The following is a 19,958-nucleotide window of genomic DNA, read 5'->3' as shown; positions in this document are numbered from 1 at the left end:
CCGTGGCTGCTCCGAGCCCGCTGACGAGTCGCGGGAGCCGCTATTTCTTGCCGGCCAAAAACAAATTATCGGCTGCGCAAATCAAAACTTTAGCTTTTTCTCCGTGGGTATAACGGCATTAGTTATTAATGCTGTTTTGGTTTAAAGATAAGGAAAAAAGACTTTTTTTGGTTAAGGATTTTCTATTAGAGTCGGAAATATGAACAAATGAAAATGAAAAAAACACCGGAAAAGGGCTGATGAAAAGGGGAAAGACATGGACGCGATGGAGCAAGGAAATCGGCGGCTGTTTCGGAAGGGTATGGGTGTTGTTGGTGGACAATGGTGGCGATGGGGGGCGGGGATCGCCTGCTCGTTGCTGATGTCACAAGTCCTGGCCAGTGACGGGCAGGTGCGTTTTCGTGGCAAGATCGCGGTGGCGACGTGTGAGGTGGGCGTGCCCGCCGCCTCCGGGGGGGCGGTCCCGGTATCCAGCTGCGAACGGATCAGGCAGGAAGTGGCGGATCCGATGGTGTTGATGAACACCCCCAGCCCCCACATGAGCTGGCACCGGCTCGATGGCAGCATCATCACGGGGGATGTGGAAACCATCGTCAGTCAGGCCGCGGATACGCCGACCATTCTGTATCTGAATTATCCGTGACAAGATTAAAAAGCCCGGCCCCTTACTATACGGGGGCCGGGAGACAGGCTAACGGTGATACCGATCCGCCTTAGCGGTTGCGGCGGGTATCGATTAATTGGTCAACCACACTGGGATCCGCCAGGGTGGAGGTGTCGCCCAGGCTGTCCAGCTCATCGGCGGCGATTTTGCGCAGGATACGGCGCATGATTTTGCCGGAGCGGGTCTTGGGCAGCCCTGGCGCGAAGTGGATCAGGTCCGGTTTGGCGATCGGACCGATTTCCTCGGTGACCAGCTTGCGTAGCTCCTCGATCAATTCCTCGCTGCCCGTGGCGCCGGCCATCAGGGACACATAGGCGTAGATACCCTGGCCTTTGACATCGTGTTGATACCCCACCACGGCGGCTTCGGCGATGCTCTTGTGCAGCACCAGAGCGGACTCGATCTCGGCGGTGCCCAGGCGGTGACCTGACACGTTCAGGACATCGTCGACCCGGCCGGTGATCCAGTAATAGCCGTCTTCGTCGCGGCGGGCGCCGTCACCGGTGAAGTAGTAACCCGGATAAGCACTGAAGTAAGTGTCGACCATGCGTTGATGATCGCCGTAAACGGTGCGGATCTGGCTCGGCCAACTCGCTTTGATCACCAGGTTGCCGGAAGTGGCGCCGTCCAGCTCCTTGCCGTCCGGATCCATCAGGGCCGGCTGTACACCGAACATGGGCAGGGTGGCGGAACCGGGTTTCAGATCCACGGCACCGGGCAAGGGGGCGATCATGATGGCGCCGGTCTCGGTCTGCCACCAGGTATCCACGATCGGGCAGCGCTCCTCGCCCACCACTTTGTAGTACCACTCCCAGGCTTCCGGGTTGATTGGCTCGCCCACTGTTCCCAACAGCTTCAGGCTCTGCCGTGATGTCTTGGTGACGGGCTCATCGCCGAGCCCCATCAGCGCACGAATGGCGGTGGGTGCGGTGTAGAAGATGTTTACTTTGTGCTTGTCCACCACCTGCCAGCAACGGGAAGCGTCCGGGTAGGTGGGCACGCCCTCGAACATCAGGGTGGTGGCGCCGTTGGCCAGTGGACCATAAACGATATAGCTGTGGCCGGTGACCCAGCCCACGTCGGCGGTGCACCAATAGATGTCGCCGTCGTGATAGTCGAATACATATTTGTGGGTCAGGGCGCTTTGCAGCAAATAGCCGGCGGTGCTGTGTACCACGCCTTTGGGTTTGCCGGTGGAACCGGAGGTGTACAGGGTGAACAACGGATCCTCGGAGTCCATCCATTCCGGTTCGCACTGCGGGTCGGCCTGCGCCATGGCTTCGTGGTACCAGAGGTCGCGGCTGTCGTTCCAATCCACGTCGCCGCCGGTGCGTTGTACCACCACGCAGCTGTGGACGCTGGATTGGCCATTCATCGCTTTATCAGCGTTGAGTTTCAGCGGTACCGTACGGCCGCCGCGTACGCCCTCATCAGCGGTGATGACGGCACAGGCATCAGCATCGTTGATGCGGTCCTTGAGGGCTTCCGGAGAGAAGCCGCCGAAAACCACCGAGTGGATGGCGCCGATGCGGGCGCAGGCGAGCATGGCGTAGGCGGCTTCCGGAATCATGGGCATGTAAATCACCACCCGGTCGCCCTTTTTGACGCCGCGGCCGCGCAGCACATTGGCCAGTTTGCTGACCTGCTCGAACAGTTCCTGGTAGCTGATGTGCTTGTCCTGGTCCGGTTCGTCGCCTTCCCAGATGATGGCGGTCTGCTGGGCGCGTTGCGGCAGATGACGATCGACGCAGTTGTAGCAGGCGTTCAGTTTGCCTCCGGCGAACCAGGCCGCGCGACCTTCCTTGAAATCCCAGTCGCTGACGGTATCCCAGCGGGTATGCCAGTCCAGCAGCTCTTCGGCGCGGGCCGCCCAGAAGGTTTCCGGATCATTGACGGATTGTGCGTACCAGCGCTCATAGGTGTCGCGGTCCATGAGGGTCTGACGCTTGAATGACTCCGGAACCGGGTGGATTTTATGCTCGGACATTGCGGCCTCCTTCCATACTGCTCGCCGGTGGCTTGTTGTTAGACATTGTCCGCACCCGCCCCGGGTCGGGACACGCCCTTGGGCGATGGTGATGACAAGGGTCGGGTGAGGTGAAAGTGCGGCCGCATTATGGCGCGGCAAAGGAACGCACAGGAATTAAACTATGGTCTAACTCCCTTTGGCGCAAGGGTGGGGGATACTTTGGAGGTAGGTCGATGAGGGAATCGCGGTGCACGGGCGGTTGCCGCACAATGGCCGTGAGCATGACAAACAAAAACGCCGGCCTCGGGGGCCGGCGTAGGCGAATCAGGGTACGGGCGCGAGCGTGGCGCGCAATATCAGGCGACTTGTACCGGGATCGCGTTGCTGGAGCCTTTGACTTCGTTGCCTTCGCCGACGTAAATCAGCCGTGGCTTGAAGTTAATCAGCTCTGAGCTGCCGTAGCTGGCGTAAGCGCAAATAATCACGCGATGGCCAGGTTGGGCTTTATGGGCGGCGGCACCATTGACGGAGATGATCTTGGATCCTTCTTCCGCGCGAATGGCGTAAGTTTCAAAACGCTCGCCGTTATCCAGGTTATAGATCTGGATTTGCTCATACTCGAGAATGCCGGCCATATCCAGCAGATTGCCATCGATGGCGCAGGAGCCTTCATACTCCAGTTCCGCGTGGGTAATGCGGGCCTGGTGCAGCTTGGCTTTCAGCATGGTGCACTGCATATCGGGTACCTCTCTGAACAAGCCACGGACGGCCTGGGCAGGCTGTCTGCGGGGCGGCAGTATGCATGAATCACCGGTCACATACAAGGCGCCGCGGAACCGCCAAATCCGTGCTTATTTATGTGTTAAGTAACGAAATCGTCACGTTGTCGATCAACCGCGGTTGTCCCAGCCGGGCGGCGGCGGCGACCACCAGATCCTGGTGTTGCGGGCCCGCCGGGGCCAGTGTGTGGGCGTCGGCCACGGTGAAATAATCCACCTGGAAGCCTTGCTCGCCGAGGGCCCGGGCCAGGCGCGCTTCCAGGGCCCGGTAATCCCTTTCCCCGGCGGCGATGGCATTGCGCGCCTGCTGCAGATGCTGGTGCAGCAACGCCGCCCTGGGCCGTTCCGCGGCGGTCAGGAAGCCATTGCGGGAACTGCGGGCCAGGCCATCTTCCTCGCGGTCGGTGGGGGCACCGACAATGCGGATCGGCATCATCAATTCCGCGGTCATGCGGCGGATCACCGCCAATTGCTGGAAGTCCTTTTCACCAAATACGGCGACATCCGGCTGCACAATATTAAATAATTTGCTCACAACAGTGGTGACACCGCGAAAGTGCCCCGGCCGGTTGGCGCCGCACAAGTGATCCCCCAGGTCGTCCACGGATACCCAGGTTTTGTTGCCGCCCAGGGGGTACATCTCGTCCACGCTGGGTATAAACAGCAGATCGGCCTTTTCTTCCCGCAGCAGAGCGCTGTCCTGGTCCAGGGTGCGCGGGTAGGCGTCATAGTCCTCGCCGGGGCCGAACTGGGTCGGATTGACGAAGACCGAAACCGCCACGCGGTCGGCCTGCCGGCGTGCCTCACGAACCAGACTGAGGTGACCGTTGTGCAAATTCCCCATGGTGGGGACCAGGGCCACGGTTTCGCCCGCCCGTTTCCAGGCGGCGATGGCGTCGCGGGTGGCGCTCACGGTTTCCGCGATATGCATGGTGGGATGCCTCCACGATAAAAAGACGTCCCGGCACGCTCGTGCCGGGAGGGGCATTTAGAAACAGTGTTCCTCGGCGGGGAAGCTGCCTTCCTTGACGGCCTGATCATAGGCGCGGATCGCGGCGGCGATGTCGCCGGCGTCGGCCATGAAATCCTTGACGAAGCGCGCTGGCCGCGGGTTCAGGCCGAGCATGTCGTGCAGCACCAGCACCTGGCCGTCGCACTCCGGCGCGGCGCCGATGCCGATGACCGGCGCCTGCACGTTGGCGGTGATCTCGGCGCTGAGACCGCGCGGCACGCACTCCAGCACGAACAGGGCGGTTCCGGCCCGGTCCAGGGTGATGGCGGCTTCCAGCAGTTCCTTGGCGCCGGCTTCATCCTTGCCCTGTACCCGGTAGCCGCCGAAGGCATTCACCGATTGCGGGGTCAGCCCCATATGGACGCAGACTGGAATGCCGTTGCGCTTGAGCACCGTGACGGCTTCTTCAAGCCAGGCGCCGCCTTCCAGTTTGATCACATTGGCGCCGGCGCGCATCAACTGGGCGGCGGCGTCCAGGGTGCGTTCCAGGGTGGCGGCCCCCATGAACGGCACGTCGGCGATGATCAGGCTGTTCTGATTGCCGCGGGCCACGCATTCCGTGTGATATACCATCTGTTCCAGAGTGACCGGCACGGTGCTCTGCTGCCCCTGGATCACGTTGCCAAGGGAATCTCCGATCAGCATGGCTTCCACGCCGGCATCGCTGATCAGGCGGGAAAAGGTCGCGTCATAGGCGGTCAGCACTGAAAATTTGCGGTGCTCTTGTTTGTACTTCTGCAGGGTGCGGATGGTTACGGGCATGGGGCTCTCCCCTGACAAATAGACGGAGGCGCCTGGAAGGTAAAGGCAGGCGCCCGGGGCGGGCTTGGGGACTCGGAGGCAAGGCGGTTCAGAGGTTCCCCAGCGGCCGGGGGTTAAAATAGTGGCGCCCCGAGCGGATGTCCAGCAACTCGGCCACCAGTTGCTGGTAGTCCCGGTCGCCCTCCACCAGATCGATGTCGGCGGTATTGACGATCAGCAGCGGCGCGCCGTCGTAGAAATGGAAAAAACGGGTATAGGCGTCGTTGAGCCGTTCCAGGTAGCCGGGATCCATGCGCTGTTCGAAGTCAGTGCCGCGTTTGAGCACCCGTTGCCGCAGGGTGGCGGTGGGGGCCTGCAGGTAGATCACCAGATCCGGTGTCGGGGCGTCGATCAGCATGTGCTTGTAGACGTTGTCGTAGAGCGGGAACTCTTCGTCGCTCAGCGTCACCTCGGCGAACAGCCGGGTCTTGTCCACCAGGAAATCCGCCACCCACGGGCCGCTGAACAACTCCTGCTGGTGCAGGTTGCGCAACTGTTCCGCCCGCTGGAACAGGAAAAACAGCTCGGTTTGCAGGGCGTAGCGGGCCGGGTCCTGATAGAAGCGGGACAGAAAGGGGTTGGCTTCGGCCTGTTCCAACAGGGTATCGAAACCAAACGTATCCGCCAGGCGCCGGGTCAGGGTGGTCTTGCCGACACCGATGGGGCCTTCCACGGCAATCAGACGAGGCAGATTGCCGGCTTCACGACGCTGTTGAATGCGCTGGCTCAACAAAGTGGTTCTCCTCCAGGTCGGGCAGACGGCGCAGTGGCTGATCCGCCACTCCAGGCCAATAGTCGGACAGCGGGCGGCCGTCCGGCAAGCGTGCGTCCGGGGCAATGTCCAACAAGGGGCGCAGAACAAAGGCGCGTTTGTGCATTTCCGGGTGAGGGACGGTGAGACGGGGCAAGCGGATGGTCTGGTCCCGCCACAGCAGAAGGTCCAGATCCAGGGTACGTTCGCCCCAGCGCCGATGCCGTACTCGTCCGGCTGCTTTTTCCAGGTCCTGTAAAGCGCTGAGCAGGGACAGCGGCGGCAGGCGGGTTTCCAGCAAGGCCACGGCGTTGACGAAATCGGGCTGATCCTGCGGGCCCACCGGCGCGGTATCATAGAGAGCGGAATGCGCCAGCAGGCGAGTCATCGGCAATACCGCGATGGCTTCCAGGGCGCGGCTGACGCGCTCGGCGGGACCATCCAGATTGCTGCCCAGACCGACGGCGATCATGCTTCGCTGTCGCCTCCGCCCCCGCTGCGTCGGCGCCGACGCCGCCGCCGGCCGCCCTGGCGTCCGGCCTGGCCCAGATCCTGAACCATGGCCCGTTGCTGGGACTCGTCGGCGGCTTGATAGCGGGTCCACCATTCTCCCAGTCCGGGTTTGATTTCACCGGCCTGTTCGCGCAGCAGCAGAAAGTCGTAAGCGGCACGGAAGCGGGGGTGCTCCATCAAGGTATCCGCCCGCTTGCCATTGCGTTTATCCAGACGCGGTTGCAGGTCCCACATCTCGCGCATCACCGAGGAAAAGCGGCGAGGCACCGAAGTATGGTGGCTTTGCTCGTTAAGCGCCCAGGTGGCGGCTTTGTGCAGGGCTGGCGCTGGCGGAATGCCGTCCTCGCGGTAGCGATTCAACTGAGTAACCAGCACCGGCCACAGGAACACCGCGTAAAGGAAGGCCGGGGTAACCGGCTTGTTCTCGGACAGGCGCCGGTCGGTGTTGTCCATGGCGGCCAGGATCAGCCGTTCCCAGACTTCCCCCTGTTCACTTTCCAAGGCTTCATGGGTGTTGGGGAACAAAAAGGCGAACAGACCCAGCTTCCGCAGCTGTTCAAAGGATTCCCGGGCATGGCCGCTGAGGAATAGTTTGAGCACCTCGTCGAACAGGCGGGCGGGCGGAACCTGCAGTAACAGCGGCGCCATTTCAGGAATTGGCGCCCGGGTGGCGCGATCCAGCTGAAAGCCCAGTTTGGCGGCGAAGCGGGCGGCGCGCAGCATGCGTACCGGATCCTCGCGATAGCGTTGCTGGGGATCTCCGATCAACCGGATGACGCCGCGCTCGATGTCCTGTCGGCTGTTGACGAAATCGTACAGGGCGAAATCGGCGATATTGTAGTAGAGAGCGTTGATGGTGAAGTCGCGGCGCAGCGCGTCTTCCTCGATGCTGCCCCAGGTGTTGTCTCGCAGCACCAGGCCGGTTTCCTCATGGGCCCGGTGCTGATCGTCATCCAGATCGTCATCCCGTTGGAACGCGCGGAAGGTGGAGACCTCAATGACCTCGCCACCGAAACGCACGTGCACGATCTGGAAGCGGCGGCCAATGATGCGGCTGCGCTTGAACAGCCGGTAGACCTGCTCCGGAGTGGCATCGGTGACCACGTCGAAATCCTTGGGTTGCCGCCCGCACAGCAGATCCCGCAGGCACCCTCCGACCAGATAGGCTTCGAACCCGGCCTTATGCAATCCGTAGAGTACATTGAGTGCGGCCCGGGACACCTGTTTACGGGAAATAGGGTGGGCGTCGCGGGGAATCACCTTGGCCTTGGGAAGGCGGGGCGTGCGTGGGGAACCAAACTGAATAAGGCGGGTCAGTTTCTCCAGAAGCTTTGACGCCATTGAGCGATTATCGTCCTAGCTGAATGAAAGGCGGCATGGTAGCACCTTTTTCGCGGCGCAGGTTATTGATCGGCGCCTTGCAACGGAAAGAGATCGAAGGCAAGCTGGGCGTTTAAAAGTAAAAAGGCACCACAACCTTGGTTGTGATGCCCTATGCGCTGATTCTGTTGTTGTTATTGTTTGTGTTGTTTTCTGCCTTGCGCCGTACGCACATGGTGTTACGGCATTTCTCTCGTTCGGCTCATCCACTTTTTGTTCTTCTTTTCTTGTTCTTATTTGAGCCTTGCCGCCTTGGTTGTTTTGTTTATCTGGCGTGGGATTCATAGTGCATGGATGGATTTTTCTTTGCAATAGCATGTTAAATCCTTATAAATCAGCAACTTACGAAAAACATGAAAAAGCGGTTCCAAAGCTGGGGGTGTGGGGTAACGTTCTTGTTACCCGCCTTGTGTAGTAAGGTAACACTTGATCGTTGAGTGCGACTGAGGGAGTAACAATGAGGGGTCCACAAGCCATTTCCGGCAAAGGTGGGGCAATCACTTCCACACGGCGCGCTATTGGCGAGTGAATTTGCTTTCCACGGACGAGGCTGCGAGTCGCCGTGGGGCGGCCTTGCTGGCGAATGGGCTCCAGGGCGGAAAGATTCGCCAGCCGACGGTATCGGATTCAGCGCCGGCCGCCCTTGCGGCGGGGAATGCCCAGGCGTTGACGGCGCTCCCACAGGCTTTTGCGGCTGATGCCGAGCTTATTGGCCAGCTCGGTCTCGGTCATGCTGTCCTGGTTTTCCAGGACAAAGCGGGTGAAGTAGTCCTCCAGCGACAGATCCTCGGAGGGATCCAGGCTGGCGCGGCTGGCACGGGTGGTGCGTTGTGGCGCGCGGTCCGGATTCAGGCCCAGTTGACCGGGACCTATGGCTTCTTCCTCGGAGAGAATCACGGCCCGCTCGATGACGTTTTCCAACTCCCGCACGTTGCCCGGCCAGCTGTAACCACGCATCGCCTCCAGTGCTTCCTGAGTGAAAAACAGGTTCTGCCGCCGCAGTTTCTCGCTGCCACGAGCCAGAAGCGCGCTGGCCAGATCCTCGATATCCTGCTCGCGGGCCCGCAATGGCGGCACTTCCAGCTCCATCACGTTAAGCCGGTAATAGAGGTCACGGCGGAATCCGCCTTCGGTGACCCGGGTGGGCAGATCGGTTTGGCTGCTGGCCAGGATGCGTACGTCCACCCGGCGTGTGGCCAGGGAATCCTGGCGATGAATCTCGCCCTGTTCCAGCAGCGTCAGCAGCCGGCTCTGCGCTTCTCCGGACAGTTCGCCCACTTCGTCCAGAAACAAGGTGCCGCCTTCCGCTTCTTCAATGCGGCCGGGCTGTTCATCGTTGCCGAACAGATCATCCAGTTGCAGGGTTTTCGGCAGGGAGGCGCAGTGCACCGTAATCAGCGGGCCACTCGCCCGTTCACTGTGTTCATGGATGGAACGGGCGGTCAGTTCCTTGCCGGTGCCGGCTTCCCCAAGAATCAGCACCGGGGTGTCGGTGGGCGCTACTCGGGCGATGCGATGTTTGAGCTCGCGCATGGCCTGGCACTCACCGACCATGGCGTTAACCGGATAGCTGCGTTCCATATCACGGCGCAGCGCCTGGTTGCCGCGATTGAGCCGGCCTTCCTTCAGCACCCGTTCCACGGCCAGCAGCATTTCCTCGTGATCGAACGGTTTGGGAATGTAGTCCACCGCGCCCTGGCGCATGGCGTCCACCGCCGAACGCAGACTGGCGTAACTGGTCATGATCAGCACCGGCGTCGGGTTGGCCTGTTCAATCAGAGCCGTGCCCGGCTCCCCCGGTAATCGCAGATCGCTGATGATCAGGTCGTACTGATGCAGGCTTTTCTCCTGGGCCTGCTCCACGGATTCCGCTTCCGTCACGGAGTGATCATGCCGCTCCAGCAATTTTCGTAGCGCGCCGCGAATCACGGGCTCGTCTTCCACGATCAGTATGTGACTCATACTGCCTTCCTTCTAATTCTAAGAGCCTGTTTAAGATCTATTCACCGCCGCGCCGGGGTTCCCTCTTCACCTGGTAGAAAGTGTCGTCAGGTCGTGATTCCGATTGTGCAGTGTAGTCATTCTACATAAACAAGCGTAATCGCGGGCTGGCGGCAACGCGGTGGCGTATAGACCTTGAACAGGCTCTAATAAGCGGGCAGGTCGATGATAAACCGGGTGCCATGGTCGCCTTCCACCGGGCTCTCCACGCGCACCGTCCCCTGATGGTCTTCGATGATACTGTAAACCAACGCCAGTCCCAGACCCGTACCGCGGCCCGGCGGCTTGCTGGTGACGAAGGGTTCAAACAGGGCATCGCGCAGTTCAGCCGGTATGCCATGGCCGCGATCCTCGACTTCGATACGCACATTCTCACCCTCCGGGCGGCTGCGGACCGTGATCGGGGCGTCGTCCTCGCTGGCGTCCGAGGCGTTGCTGAGCAAGTTGACGAACACCTGCAGCAAACGTTGCGGGTCACCCATCACTTCGTGGGTCGGGTCGCAGAGATTGCGGAAGTGTTGCTGGCGGCGGTCCGGGTCCAACTGCAGCAGGGCGATGGCTTCGGCGACGGTGTCGAAGACTCGCACCGGGCCATGAATCACGTCGCGCATGCCGCCGGAATGACTGAACGTTACCAGTGATTCGACGATGCGGGTGATGCGGCGGGTTTGCTCCATGATCTGGCGTCCGCTGAGGCGCTGCTCCTCATCGATGCTGTCGCCTTCCAGATTCTGTGCGAGACAGGCGATGGCGGTAACCGGATTGCCGATCTCATGAGCCACCCCGGCGGCCAGGCGGCCGATGGAAGCCAACCGCTCGTTGTGCGCCAGATGCGCTTCCATATGACGCAGATCGGTAATGTCCTCAAGCACCAGCACCAAACCGCCGGCCTGCTCGGACGGGCCGGCGCCACGGATCAGCGATTTATGCAGACTCAGCCAGCGAGCCTGGCCGTTGACCTCGATGCTGCGTTTGGGGTCGTGGGCGTCCTCGCCGCGGCTGAATTCGGTGAGCAACTCTCCCCAGGGGGAGGGCAGATGGTCCAGCCGCGAGCCTATGGTGTCTTCCGCCTCGATGCCGGTCAGGGTTTCCACCGCCCGGTTCCAGCCAATGATCTCGCCGTCGGCGCCCAGGGAAATAACCCCCATCGGCAATTCAAGCAGGGTTTGCCGGTGGAAACGGCGCAGGCTGTCCAGTTCCGCCGCCAGACCGGAAAGGCGATCCCGGTACTTTTCCAGACGGGTTTCGATAAAGCGAATATCCTCGCTGGATTCCTCACCCTCGCGCGGCCGATAGGGCACGTTTTCATCCATCAGCTGATGGGCGACGGAGGGACCGAGCAGGCCGGACAGGTTGGTCTCCAACTGATCGCGCAGCCGCCGCAGGGCGTAGGGGCGGGTCTCGGTATATTTCAGGCGCAGGTCCCGCAGCGCCATTTCCACTTCACGGGCGGCGGTTACCGGCCCCAGCGGGCCGCTCAGGGACGCGATGAAATCGTCCACGGACTGAGCGCTCAATTCCCAGCGATACGGGCGCCGCAGGCTGTCCACCGCGCAGGCTTCGGCGGCGGACCGTTCCGCCCGGGACATTGGCGTGACGATCGACACCACCGCGTAGATCAGGCCATTGAGACTCACCGACGCCAGTGCCACCCGGTGCCATTGGGTGGCGCCTTCCGGATACTGCCAGCCGAGCCATTGCAGGACTTCCTGGGCGTGCCAGTGCGGCGTGATCAACGGGAACAACAGAGCCACCGCCCAAATCACGAACCCGGCCAGCATGCCGGCGAACAGGCCACTGCGATTGCCCGATGGCCAGAACAGCGCTCCGATCAAACCCGGTACGAACTGCAGCGTCGCGACGAACGACAACACCCCCAGCTCCACCAGGGAATGGTTGGGACCAGTGAGCCGGTAGAATAAAAAGGCCAACGCCAGAATGGCGGCGATCAGCACCCGCCGGGTCCACAGCAGATTGCGGTACAGATCCTGGGCGGAACTGAGAGGGCTGGCCGGCAGCACCAGGTGATTCAGGCACATGCCGGAAAGCGCCAGAGTGGCGACGATCAGCATGCCACTGGCGCCGGCGAGCCCGGCCAGATAGGCGAGCACCGCGCCGTGGCCGTTTTCCCGGCCGACGCCGAGCGCGAAATAATCCGGAATGGTCGGCGCGTCGATGGCGAGCGCGGACCACAGGATCAGCGGCACACACAGCGCCATGATCAAAAACAGCAGCGGCAATCCCCAACTGGCGGTGATCAGGGCTCGAGGATTGAGGTTCTCGGTGAAGGCCATGTAGAACATATGGGGCATCACCACGGCGGAGACAAAAAACGCCATGATCAGACTGTGCCAGGTGCCGTCCTGCAATGGCTGGTAAAGACGGGTGAGCATCTCCGGATTGGTGTCCAGCCACTGATTCAGGCCGCCGAGACCACCAAAGACGCCGAACAGCCCGAGCAGGGCCACCGCCACGAACGCCACCAGTTTGATCAGCGATTCGGTGGCGATGGCCACCACCAGCCCCTCATGCCGTTCCCGGGCGGTGGCATGGCGGGCACCGAACAAAATGGCGAACAGCGTGATCAGCAGACAGAACCAGAACGCCAGCCAAGCGGGATCCGGATCCCCGGTCAGGATCTGGATCGACTCCGCCACGGCCTTCAACTGCAGTGACAGTAGCGGCAGCATGCCGATCACCATCATCACCGTGGTGAGTGCCCCGGCCAGGCGGCTGCGATAGCGGAAAGCGAACAGATCCGCCAGGGAGCCCAGCTGATAGGTCGTGGTCAGACGCAGGATCGGCGCCAGCAGGATCGGCGCCAACAGAAACACCCCGGAGATGCCGAGAAAATAGGCGAGAAAGTTGTAGCCGTAACGATAGGCGTAACCCACCGAGCCATAGATTGCCCAGGCGCTGGCGTAGACTCCGAGTGACAGTACATAGACTACCGGGTGACGCACCCAGCGTGAGGGGATCCAGCCCCGCTCGGTGATCCAGGCCACCAGGAACAGAAACAGCAGGTAGCCACAGGCGATCAGGATCAGTTCGCTGACACTATACGTCATTCGTGTCCCGGCTCTTGGCGATCCAGTAGCTGAGAGCGATCAGGGCCAGCCAGATCAGATAGGGGCGATACCAGCCGCGCCCGCCCTCGCTCCACCAGCCAATGATGGCGGGGGAAAGAAGATAGGTGCCTAAAATGAAAATGATCAGTAGTCGGTCGGTATACATGCACTCTAGTCCGGCGGCGAGGGCGCCTCGACCGATTCAGGCTCGGTTCGGCCCAGTATGATTGAGCAAACGGCTGGGATTGAGCATACCAGAGCCCGTTTATGATCTGTACATCACTGGAGAAGGCCTCAGCCGGCGTGGCGATGTACAGATCATAAACGGGCCCTCAGACCTGCCCGCCTTGTAAAAGCGCGGGAGCGGGTAACTCGGTGCCGCGCGGTAGTAGTGCCGGTGTCCAGTTTTCCCGAGCCCATTGCAGCAGATCGGTGACCGGTGCCTGTTGCAACCCGGCCGGCGGGGACAGCCCCAGGCAGGTCAGTGCCGCATGCGTGAGCGGTCCCTTGAGGTCCGGGTTCAGTGCGGCGCCACCCACGGATTTACTAATCTTCCCACGACCATCCGGCTGCAGGATCACGGGCAGATGAGCATAGCGGGGCGCGGTTGCGCCGAGACAATCCAGAACACGGATTTGCCGTAGTGTGGAGGTCAGCAGATCGGCGCCGCGCACCACATCGGTGATGCCCTGATCACGGTCATCCAGTGCGCAGGCCAGTTGATAGCTGAACAGGCCGTCACGGCGGCGGATCACGAAAGGGCCTTCCTCGTCGGCGAGCTGAGCGCACACCCGGCCCTGTAACCGATCATCGAAACACAATGCCGCCACCGGTACGGTCAGGCGCACGGCGCGATCCGGTCCGGGCGGCTGCGCCACCGACGGCCCGGGATGCACATTGCCCAGTGCTTTCAATTGTTGCCGTGATAGCGTGCAGTAAAAGGCCTGCCCCCGTTCCATCAGGGCGTCGAGTGCCGCCTGATAGGCATCACCGCGCTTGCTCTGATAGAGCAGAGCCCCGTCCCAATGCAGTCCGAATGCTTCCAGTTGCCGCAGAATGGTGTCCGCCGCCCCCGGTTGCTCCCGTGGCGGGTCCAGATCATCCATGCGTACCCGCCACTCCCCCCGGTGATAGCGGGCATCCAGCCAACTGGCCAGAGCGGTGACCAGAGAACCGAAATGCAGCGGGCCGGAAGGGGTGGGGGCGAAACGACCGCGATAGGACATAAAGCAGCTAACAGTGAAAAGTTAATAGTTAACAGCGCAAAGAGAAGAAGCAGGACTAGGTCCTGCTTCCCGGGTTTTTAACTGTTCATTGTTCACTATTCACTTGGTGGGCCTAGCCCGCCAGTTGCTTTTCCTTGATCTCGGCGAGTTCCTTGCAGTCGATGCACAGCTCCGCGGTGGGGCGGGCCTCCAATCGGCGAATGCCGATCTCGATGCCGCAGGCCTCGCAGTAGCCGTAGTCATCCTTGTCGATCTGATCGAGGGCTTTCTCGATCTTTTTCAGCAGTTTGCGCTCGCGGTCGCGGGTGCGCAGTTCCAATGCGAATTCTTCCTCCTGGGTTGCCCGGTCGGCGGGATCGGGCAGATTGGCCACCTCGTCCTGAAGGTGGTGCATGGTGCGATCCGCTTCTTCCATCAACTCCTGGCGCCAGGCCAGAAGAACCTGACGGAAATGGGCGCGCTGAGCGTCGTTCATGTACTCCTCGCCTTCTTTGGCGACATAAGGAGTGACTCCATGAATAAGGTTGTCCGCTTTGTCGGCGGCTGTTGCGGGTTTTTTCACCGTCGATTTCACCTGAACTGAAGAAGAGGAACGGGACGGCCTGCGCTCCTGGCTGCCGGGAGCCTTCCTGGCGGTTCCCGATGACGTCGTCGTATTCCGGGCCGGCGCTTGGGCCGGAGCCGGCTTGGCCTTGGCTGCGCGCTTGGCGGTGCCGGAAGCCTTGGATTGGGGTGTGGTTGTGGCGCTCGATTTGCTTTTGGGCGTGCTTTTCACCTGTTTGCTGCGAGTGGAGGAAGCGGGGCCCGGGGTTGATTTGCGGGCCGCCTGAGTCTTCGGTTTGGCTTTCGTGGCCGTTGCTTTGGTGGTGGTCTTGGCGGTTTTGCTGACCGCTGCCTTTTTGCTGGCGGCCTTGCTCTTGCCGCTGCCGGAAGGGGCTGCCTTGGCCGTGGTCTTTGCGCTGGCGGGGCGCTTGCTGACGGCTTTTTTCGTGGTCGTGACCTTCTTCGCCGCGGCTTGGGCCGCCGCTTTCTTGGGAGCGGCCTTTTTAGCTACAGCCTTCTTCTTGACGGCGGCTTTTTTCACCGCGGCTTTCTTGCCGGCGGCGGAAGTCCGGGCTGCACCGGCCTTGGATTTGGCGATGGCTTTCTTTTTAGCTTTTTTCCCGGTGGCCATTTTGATCAACTCCCTTAACATAGTCACGACTCGCTATTCGGAGCCCAGTTCCCTGAGCGTTCCCTGAACAGGGCCCCGCCCAACCGGAGCCCGTCAATAGTGTAATCTTCGACCTTACCGCGTTACTGCCTGCCATGCCACTGTTGGCGATGGCAGTCAACCCGGTGGGCTTTCCCTCGCCCGGCGGCGTTTCTTGACGCCACGAAACCACGGGATTATAGCCACAACATAGCGACAGAAAAGGGGTTTTTCTTGACTGATTCGCAAAGAATTTCCCGCCTTGCCAACACCGTTCCGCCTTTTCACGTGATGGCGTTGCTGGAGCGGGCCCAACAACTGGCGGCCCAGGGCCGGGATATCATCCACCTGGAGGTGGGGGAGCCCGACTTTCCTTGCCCGTCGCCGGTGATGGCGGCGGCCCGCCACGCCCTGGATCTGGGGCAGACCCGGTACACTCCCGCGGCGGGGTTGCCGGCATTGCGTGAGATCATCGCCGCGGATTACCGCGACCGCTTCGGTGCGCAGGTGGATCCGGCCAGGATCGTGGTCACACCGGGGGCCTCCGGTGCCTTGCAACTGGCTCTGGGGGCATTGCTGGACCCTGGCGACGGTGTGTTGTTGTGCGATCCGGGGTACCCCTGTAACCGCCAGTTCGTTCGTATGTTTGGCGGTGTACCGCAGCCCATGCCGTTACAGGCATCGACGGGGTTTCGTCCCAGCGGTGACATACTGCGCTCCGCGTGGGGTGAAACGACCCGCGTCGCCCTTGTGGCCAGCCCGGACAATCCCACCGGTAATCGTATCCCGGCCGGAGAACTGAATGACTGGGCGCGGTGGTGCCGGGAGCGGCAGGGCACTTTGATCGTTGATGAAATTTACCAGGGGCTCTGCTACGGCGCCGAAGCGGAAACCGTATTGGCGCATGGCGACGCCGCCTGGGTCATCAACAGCTTCAGCAAATATTTCGGCATGACCGGCTGGCGGCTGGGTTGGCTGGTGGCGCCGGCGGGGGCGGTGCCGGCGGTGGAGCGGCTGGCGCAAAACTGGTTTCTGGCTCCGGGCACGGTGGCACAACATGCGGCGATGGCGGCGTTCAGCGAAGACACTCTGGCTATCGCGGAGCAGCGCCGGCAGTTGCTGGCCCGGCGCCGTACCTTGTTACTGGAGGCGTTGCCGGGAATGGGGCTGCCGGTGGTCGGTGACAGCGAAGGTGCTTTCTATATCTACGTGGATGTCAGCGCCCACACCCGGGACAGCTTCGAACTTTGCCGGCGCTTGCTGGAAGAAGCCGGTGTGGCGGTAACCCCCGGGCTGGATTTTGGTGAGGCTCACCAGCCCGAGCGTTACATTCGTCTCGCCTACACCTGCGACGAGGAGCGCTTGCATCAGGCGCTGGAGCGTCTGGCCCGCTTCCTGGAGAGGCAATGAAGTTTGATCCTCCCATGCAGGCGGTCACCCTGTTGCGCCGCTACAAGCGTTTCCTGGCCGATGTGCGTCAGGCCGATGGCAGCGAGATCACCGTGCATTGCCCCAATACCGGTTCCATGAAGCATTGCGTGTTGCCGGGCCGGGAACAGGCGGCTCTGATCTCCGACAGCGGCAATGACAAGCGCAAGTATCGCCACACACTGGAAGCGGTGCAGGTGGCCCACGGCCATTGGGCCGGGGTCAACACCGGCCGCCCCAATACACTGGTGGCGGAAGCCATCGCGGAAGGGCGGGTGCGGGAGCTGGAACCGGGCGCCGGGGTGTTACGCGAGATCACCTTCGGTGACAGCCGTTTCGACCTGGCCCTGGGTGATCGCGCCGCGCCTCATACTTTCATTGAAGTGAAGAACGTCACTCTGGGGCCTGGCCCCGACGATCCCGACGATGGCGTCATCGCCTTTCCGGATTCGATCACCGAACGCGGCCAGAAGCATTTGCGGACACTGATGTCGGTGGCGGCTTCGGGCAAGCGGGCGGTGCTGTTCTTCTGTGCACAGCATTCCGGCGCGGTGGCGGTGCGCCCGGCGGACGAAATTGACGCCCGCTACGGCGAGCTGTTGCGAGAGGCGGTGGACAAAGGCGTGGAAGTATTGGCCTGGAAAACCGCGATGACCGAGTTCGAGAATCGGCTGGAGACCCCTTTGCCTGTCAGGTTATGACAGCCGCTGAACCTGCTCCGCCATGGTGGTGACCCGGTCCTGCCAATAGCGCGGGCTGTCGAACCAGGGAAAGGCGGGAGGGAAGGCCGGATCGTCCCAGCGTTGGGCCAGCCAGGCGTCATGGCAGATCATGCGGCGAATGCGCAGCGGTTCGATCAGCACGCTCTGATCCCAGGGGAAGGGCAGAAACAGCTCATAGCCACGGGCCACGACCTGCAGTTGATGGCGCTGTTCTTCCTGTTCACCGGAAAGCAGCATCCACAGGTCCTGCATGGCGGGCGCCCGCACGCTGTCGTCCAGGTCGACGAAGTGAGGGCCGCCCCCGGTTTCTCCGTATTCGCGCCAAAGAATGTTGCCGCCGTGGCAGTCGCCATGAACGTTGAGCAGGGGAAAGTCTCGACCCGCCAGGTGGGTTCGCAGCCGTGATACCAGAGCAGCGGTCAGGTCCCGGTATTGGCCCCGGTAGTTCAGATCCACCACTTCCTCGGTAAGTTGGGCGGCGGCTTTTTCGATGTCGGCGATCACATCCAGGGTGGGGCGGCGCCGGTAGGGACGGTCGTTCCCGCACGCGTGCCAGCGCGCCAGGGTTCGCCCCAGTTGCTCGAGATGAGCATCATTGGCCAACTCCGGCGCATGACCGCCAGCGCGGGGAAAGACGGCGAAGCGGAAGCCGCCATGCTCGAACAAAGTGCGGCCGTCCCGTTGCAAGGGCGCCACTACCGGCAAGTCCCGTTCCACCAGAAAGAGGCTGAAACGGTGCTCCTCCAGGATTTGTTCGTCACTCCAGCGCTGAGGGCGGTAGAACTTGACGATCACCGGCGGTCCTTCTTCCTGACCGATCTGATAAACCCGGTTTTCGAAGCTGTTGAGCGCCAGCAAGCGGCCGTCGGTGAGAAAGCCGACGCCGTCCAGGGCGTCCAGCATGAGATCCGGGGTCAGGTGGTCGAAGGGATGGCTCATGCCGGTTGCGGTACCTCGCCCAGCCAGATTTGTTCCTCGCGGACTTCCAGGGGGACCGCCAGCAGGGCATCGCCACTGCAGGGGCCGGACAGGCAATCGCCGGATTCGATTTCGAACAGAGCGCCGTGATTGGCGCAAATGAGAAACTGATTGTCACTGTCGAGGAACTGGTCCGGCATGAAATTCAGCTCGATCCCCAGATGCGGGCACCAATTCAGGTAGGCATGGAACTGCCCGTCCCGTTTGACGATCACCACCGGCTGGTCATCCACCTGGAATTCCCGGGCACTGTCGTCCTCGATATCGTGAATACTGCATACGGCCTGCATCGCGGTCTTCCTCTCCTTTCGCTTGCCTACTCGCCCAGAATGCGCTGGCGGATTTCCTGGTGAGCGCCGCTGGGCAGGCGCGGGCCAAATTCAACGATCAGGCGGCCCGCGGCGGCGTTGGCCAGACGGGCGGCGGTGACCGGGTCGTGGCCATGGGTGATGGCATAAAGATAGGCGCCGGCGAACATGTCCCCGGCGCCATTGGTGTCAACCGGTTTCACCGGATCGCAGGGGACAGAGTGTGTCTGCTGGCCGTCCCACAGCAAGGAACCTTCCGCGCCCCGTGTCATCACCAGGGTGCGGCACAGCGGTTTCAGAGCTTCCAAGGCGGCTTCCGGAGTATCGGTGTCGGTAAAGCCCTTGGCCTCGTCTTCGTTGCAAAACAGCAGATCAACACCGTCGCCGAGCATTTCCGTCAGGCCATCACGGAAGAAACGCACCATGGCCGGATCGGAAAACGTCAGAGCCGTGCCGACGCCGTTTTTTTCCGCCAGTTGGCGCAGGCGGATGGCGGCGGCCCGGGCACTGGGGGAACTGACCAGATAGCCTTCCAGATAGACGTAGCGGGAGGCCGCCACGATCTGTTCGTCAACCTCGTCTTCGGAGACCTGCTCGGAAATGCCAAGGAAGGTGTTCATGGTGCGTTCGGCATCCGGCGTGATCATCACCAGGCAGCGACCGGAAATGCCCCGCGGGCGGTTGCCGTTCATGTTGGTGTCGACGCCGGCGGCCAGCAACTCGCGCACGAAGATATCACCCGTGTCATCCCCGGCCACCTTGCAGGCGTAATAGCCGCTGCCGCCAAATTGACGGGCCGCCACCACGGTGTTGCAGGCGGAGCCGCCGCTGGTCAGCTTGTGGGGTTCGGCTTCGCCTTCCAGTGCCCGGAGTAACTCCGCCTGGCGCGCCTGGTCCACCAGGGTCATCAGCCCCTTGCCCACCTCCATGCGTTCGAGAAAGGCGTCACTGACCTCGATTTCCGTATCCACGAGGGCATTGCCGAGGGCGTAGACGTCGTATTTCTTTTCCATGGTGGCTCCGTTGGGGCTGTTCCCACCTCTGATCATCCCGGTTCCGTGCGGGACGGAAGGCGGCCCGGGTGGGGGACGGGCCTGGCGGGGCCTATTATGGAGATGGCCGGGGCGGTTGCAAAATTTCCTCAAAGATCGCCGCCGGCGCATCAA

Annotated in this window: 18 protein-coding genes; 3 read left to right on the top strand and 15 right to left on the bottom strand. The window is 61.8% G+C overall.

Features of this window, described 5'->3' with window-relative positions; all coding sequences use genetic code 11:
- The first annotated feature begins 301 nt into the window (after nucleotides 1-301).
- Entirely contained in the window at nucleotides 302-643 is a 342-nt protein-coding gene (locus RYH70_RS17860; RefSeq protein WP_143247742.1) for a hypothetical protein, read from the top strand.
- A gap of 70 nt (nucleotides 644-713) precedes the next feature.
- Here RYH70_RS17860 and acs read toward each other — a convergent pair whose 3' ends face one another.
- The 12 genes from acs to dksA all read right to left on the bottom strand — a co-directional run bounded on the left by acs (nucleotide 714) and on the right by dksA (nucleotide 15,338).
- Nucleotides 714-2,651, bottom strand: a complete 1,938-nt coding sequence (gene acs, locus RYH70_RS17855) for an acetate--CoA ligase (RefSeq protein WP_022993529.1) — start codon at nucleotides 2,649-2,651, stop codon at nucleotides 714-716.
- Nucleotides 2,652-2,989: 338 nt separating this feature from the next.
- On the bottom strand, nucleotides 2,990-3,370 hold the full coding sequence (panD, locus tag RYH70_RS17850; protein ID WP_014996160.1) for an aspartate 1-decarboxylase: 381 nt from the start codon (nucleotides 3,368-3,370) through the stop codon (nucleotides 2,990-2,992).
- Nucleotides 3,371-3,488: 118 nt separating this feature from the next.
- The gene (gene panC / locus RYH70_RS17845) at nucleotides 3,489-4,343 is read right to left on the bottom strand and encodes a pantoate--beta-alanine ligase (RefSeq protein WP_317009464.1); all 855 of its coding nucleotides are present in this window, start codon (nucleotides 4,341-4,343) and stop codon (nucleotides 3,489-3,491) included.
- Between the two features lie 57 nt (nucleotides 4,344-4,400).
- Entirely contained in the window at nucleotides 4,401-5,186 is a 786-nt protein-coding gene (gene panB, locus RYH70_RS17840) for a 3-methyl-2-oxobutanoate hydroxymethyltransferase (RefSeq protein WP_022993527.1), read from the bottom strand.
- A gap of 88 nt (nucleotides 5,187-5,274) precedes the next feature.
- Entirely contained in the window at nucleotides 5,275-5,955 is a 681-nt protein-coding gene (locus RYH70_RS17835; RefSeq protein ID WP_022993526.1) for a deoxynucleoside kinase, read from the bottom strand.
- The gene (gene folK, locus RYH70_RS17830) at nucleotides 5,927-6,448 is read right to left on the bottom strand and encodes a 2-amino-4-hydroxy-6-hydroxymethyldihydropteridine diphosphokinase (RefSeq protein ID WP_022993525.1); all 522 of its coding nucleotides are present in this window, start codon (nucleotides 6,446-6,448) and stop codon (nucleotides 5,927-5,929) included. The genes RYH70_RS17835 and folK overlap by 29 nt, the downstream gene beginning before the upstream one ends.
- Nucleotides 6,445-7,830 (bottom strand): polynucleotide adenylyltransferase PcnB, encoded by a 1,386-nt coding sequence (pcnB, locus tag RYH70_RS17825; RefSeq protein WP_026948177.1) that lies wholly within the window; start codon nucleotides 7,828-7,830, stop codon nucleotides 6,445-6,447. The genes folK and pcnB overlap by 4 nt, the downstream gene beginning before the upstream one ends.
- Before the next feature lie 666 nt (nucleotides 7,831-8,496).
- Nucleotides 8,497-9,831 (bottom strand): sigma-54-dependent transcriptional regulator, encoded by a 1,335-nt coding sequence (locus RYH70_RS17820; protein ID WP_022993523.1) that lies wholly within the window; start codon nucleotides 9,829-9,831, stop codon nucleotides 8,497-8,499.
- Between the two features lie 185 nt (nucleotides 9,832-10,016).
- Nucleotides 10,017-12,938, bottom strand: a complete 2,922-nt coding sequence (locus RYH70_RS17815; RefSeq protein ID WP_022993522.1) for a sensor histidine kinase — start codon at nucleotides 12,936-12,938, stop codon at nucleotides 10,017-10,019.
- A complete protein-coding gene (locus tag RYH70_RS17810) occupies nucleotides 12,928-13,104 on the bottom strand; it encodes a hypothetical protein (RefSeq protein ID WP_022993521.1) in 177 nt (58 codons plus the stop codon). Before RYH70_RS17810 ends, RYH70_RS17815 begins: the two co-directional genes overlap by 11 nt.
- A gap of 166 nt (nucleotides 13,105-13,270) precedes the next feature.
- Nucleotides 13,271-14,164, bottom strand: coding sequence for a tRNA glutamyl-Q(34) synthetase GluQRS (gluQRS, locus tag RYH70_RS17805; protein ID WP_097058642.1), 894 nt, complete (start codon nucleotides 14,162-14,164; stop codon nucleotides 13,271-13,273).
- A gap of 112 nt (nucleotides 14,165-14,276) precedes the next feature.
- Entirely contained in the window at nucleotides 14,277-15,338 is a 1,062-nt protein-coding gene (gene dksA, locus RYH70_RS17800; protein WP_026948176.1) for an RNA polymerase-binding protein DksA, read from the bottom strand.
- Between the two features lie 252 nt (nucleotides 15,339-15,590).
- Here dksA and RYH70_RS17795 point away from each other — a divergent pair, with 252 nt between their 5' ends.
- A complete protein-coding gene (locus tag RYH70_RS17795) occupies nucleotides 15,591-16,766 on the top strand; it encodes an aminotransferase class I/II-fold pyridoxal phosphate-dependent enzyme (protein ID WP_022995118.1) in 1,176 nt (391 codons plus the stop codon).
- On the top strand, nucleotides 16,763-17,485 hold the full coding sequence (sfsA, locus tag RYH70_RS17790) for a DNA/RNA nuclease SfsA (RefSeq protein ID WP_022995117.1): 723 nt from the start codon (nucleotides 16,763-16,765) through the stop codon (nucleotides 17,483-17,485). The genes RYH70_RS17795 and sfsA overlap by 4 nt, the downstream gene beginning before the upstream one ends.
- Here sfsA and RYH70_RS17785 read toward each other — a convergent pair.
- Genes RYH70_RS17785 through RYH70_RS17775 form a run of 3 tightly spaced genes read right to left on the bottom strand, consistent with a single transcriptional unit; the run spans nucleotide 17,480 to nucleotide 19,805 of the window.
- Entirely contained in the window at nucleotides 17,480-18,445 is a 966-nt protein-coding gene (locus tag RYH70_RS17785) for a serine/threonine protein kinase (RefSeq protein WP_022995116.1), read from the bottom strand. The genes sfsA and RYH70_RS17785 overlap by 6 nt on opposite strands.
- On the bottom strand, nucleotides 18,442-18,774 hold the full coding sequence (locus RYH70_RS17780; protein WP_022995115.1) for a Rieske (2Fe-2S) protein: 333 nt from the start codon (nucleotides 18,772-18,774) through the stop codon (nucleotides 18,442-18,444). Before RYH70_RS17780 ends, RYH70_RS17785 begins: the two co-directional genes overlap by 4 nt.
- Nucleotides 18,775-18,800: 26 nt before the next feature.
- Complete coding sequence (locus RYH70_RS17775) at nucleotides 18,801-19,805, bottom strand: adenosine kinase (RefSeq protein WP_026948174.1); 1,005 nt, start codon at nucleotides 19,803-19,805, stop codon at nucleotides 18,801-18,803.
- Nucleotides 19,806-19,958 lie beyond the last annotated feature (153 nt).

The organism is Alloalcanivorax xenomutans, from assembly GCF_032810065.1.
GTDB lineage: Bacteria > Pseudomonadota > Gammaproteobacteria > Pseudomonadales > Alcanivoracaceae > Alloalcanivorax > Alloalcanivorax xenomutans.
The sequence above is the reverse complement of the archived record's forward strand: the minus strand, read 5'-3'. Positions and strand labels throughout refer to the sequence as shown.